The organism is Peribacillus sp. SIMBA_075, assembly GCF_046534585.1.
The window spans coordinates 1-232 of the sequence record NZ_JAWRYN010001703.1 but is presented as its reverse complement, the minus strand read 5'-3'; the positions used below and the strand labels follow the sequence as shown (position 1 = coordinate 232).

1 pseudogene is annotated in these 232 nt (G+C 43.1%); it reads right to left on the bottom strand.

Annotation, left to right across the window (positions count from 1 at the left end):
* Positions 1–232: pseudogene (locus SB775_RS34240) on the bottom strand (anti-sigma factor); the annotation flags it as partial.

The window sequence follows — 232 nt, the reverse complement described above, 5'->3', positions numbered from 1 at the left end:
GCAGCAACCAACGAGGTTGCAGTGTCCTTTACTTTATACCACATCCCCTCAAAAGCTTGGTCAATAACATTGCTGCTCCCAGTCACATTCCCTGCCTTAGACATATCTTTATGTCCATTTATGACTGTAACATCTCCTTCTACTTCACCCTCTATTTGAATGTTACCATTTTCAACTACCACCTTTACTATGATTGTCTCACCTGCAGGCACAATCACCGTTGCACCTTCGA